1 protein-coding gene is annotated in these 1,916 nt (G+C 68.7%); it reads left to right on the top strand.

What is annotated here, in order from left to right; genetic code table 11:
* On the top strand, positions 1 to 1,916 hold a 1,916-nt coding region (locus tag ACH34S_RS41900; RefSeq protein ID WP_395958510.1), incomplete at both ends, for an alpha-1,4-glucan--maltose-1-phosphate maltosyltransferase.

Here is a 1,916-nt window from a genome sequence, read left to right as displayed (position 1 = left end):
GGCCGCATTCCGATCCTTGAGGTGGCGCCGGTGGTGGGGTGCGGGCGGTGGCCGGCCAAGGCGGTGGTGGGTGAGACGGTCGAGGTGTCGGCGACGGTGTTCCGTGAGGGGCATGAGCGGCTGGGTGCGGCGGTGGTGTTGCGGACTCCGGAGGGCGAGGAGCTGCCGGGGGTGCGGATGGGTGAGGTGGGTGCGGGGTTGGACCGGTGGTCGGCGCGGGTGACGCCGACGCGGATGGGGTCGTGGTCGTTCCGGGTGGAGGCGTGGGGGGATCCGGTCGCGCATTGGTGGCATGACGCGCAGATCAAGGTGCCGCGGGGGCAGGACGTCGAACTCATGCTCGCCGAGGGCGCGTTGCTGTTCGCGCGGGCGGCCGAGGCCGTGCCGGGCAAGGACCGGCCGACCGTGGAGCGGCTCGCCAGGTGTCTCGCGGACGAGACCGTCCCGGTCACCGACCGGATGGCCGCCGTGGACGACCCGACCGTGCTGGATGTTCTGGAGCGTCATCCGTTGCGGGACCTGCTGACCCTCAGCGACTGGTACCCACTGGTCGTGCACCGCCAGCGCGCCCTGTTCGGCGCCTGGTACGAATTCTTCCCCCGCTCCGAAGGCGCCACCCTGGACCCCCTCGGCCGCCGCGGCCCCACCTCCGGCACCCTCCGCACCGCCACCAAACGCCTACCCGCCATCGCCGACATGGGCTTCGACGTCATCTACCTCCCACCCATCCACCCCATCGGCACCACCCACCGCAAAGGCCCCAACAACACCCTCGACGCCGGCCCGTATGACCCCGGCTCCCCCTGGGCCATCGGCTCACCCGACGGCGGCCACGACACCATCCACCCCGACCTGGGCACCCTCACCGACTTCGACACCTTCGTCGACCACGCCAACACCTGCGGCCTGGAGGTGGCATTGGACCTGGCGTTGCAATGCTCCCCCGACCACCCCTGGGTCCAGACCCACCCCGACTGGTTCACCACCCGCGCCGACGGCACGATCGCCTACGCCGAAAACCCACCCAAGAAATACCAGGACATCTACCCCCTCAACTTCGACCACGACCCCGACGGCCTGTATGAGGAGGTCCGGCGGATCGTGCGGCACTGGATGAACCACGGCGTCCGCATCTTCCGCGTCGACAACCCCCACACCAAACCCGTCGCCTTCTGGGAACGCCTCCTGGCCGACATCGCCGCCACCGACCCCGACGTCCTCTTCCTCGCCGAAGCCTTCACCCGCCCCGCCATGATGCACACCCTCGCCAAAATCGGCTTCCACCAGTCCTACACCTACTTCACCTGGCGCAACACCGCCCAAGAACTCCGCACCTACTTCCAAGAACTCGCCGGGCCCGCCGCCGACTACATGCGCCCCAACTGCTTCACCAACACCCCCGACATCCTCAACCAATACCTCCAGCACGGCGGGCGCCCCGCCTTCGAGATCCGCGCCATCCTCGCCGCGCTGCTCTCCCCCACCTGGGGCATCTACACCGGCTACGAACTGTGCGAGAACACCCCCGTCCGGCCCGGCAGCGAGGAATACCGCGACTCCGAGAAATACCAGTACCGCCCCCGCGACTGGGACACCGCAACCCGCACCGGCACCTCGATCGCCCCCCTCATCACCCGCCTCAACACCCTCCGCAACACCCACCCCGCCCTGCAACAACTCCGCAACCTGCACTTCCACCACATCGACCAACCCGAACTCCTCGCCTTCTCCAAACGCCACCTCCACGACACCGTCCTCACCGTCATCAACCTCAACCCCCACCAACCCCGCGAAGCCACCCTGCACCTCGACCTACCCGCCCTCGGCCTGCCCGACGACCCCACCCGCACCTTCACCGTCACCGACCAACTCGACGGCACCACCTACACCTGGACCCGCTCCAACTACATCCGCCT

Origin of the sequence: Actinomadura sp. 3N508 (assembly GCF_044326375.1) — a bacterium.
In the GTDB taxonomy this organism is placed as follows: Bacteria; Actinomycetota; Actinomycetes; order Streptosporangiales; family Streptosporangiaceae; genus Spirillospora.
The sequence above is the reverse complement of the archived record's forward strand: the minus strand, read 5'-3'. Positions and strand labels throughout refer to the sequence as shown.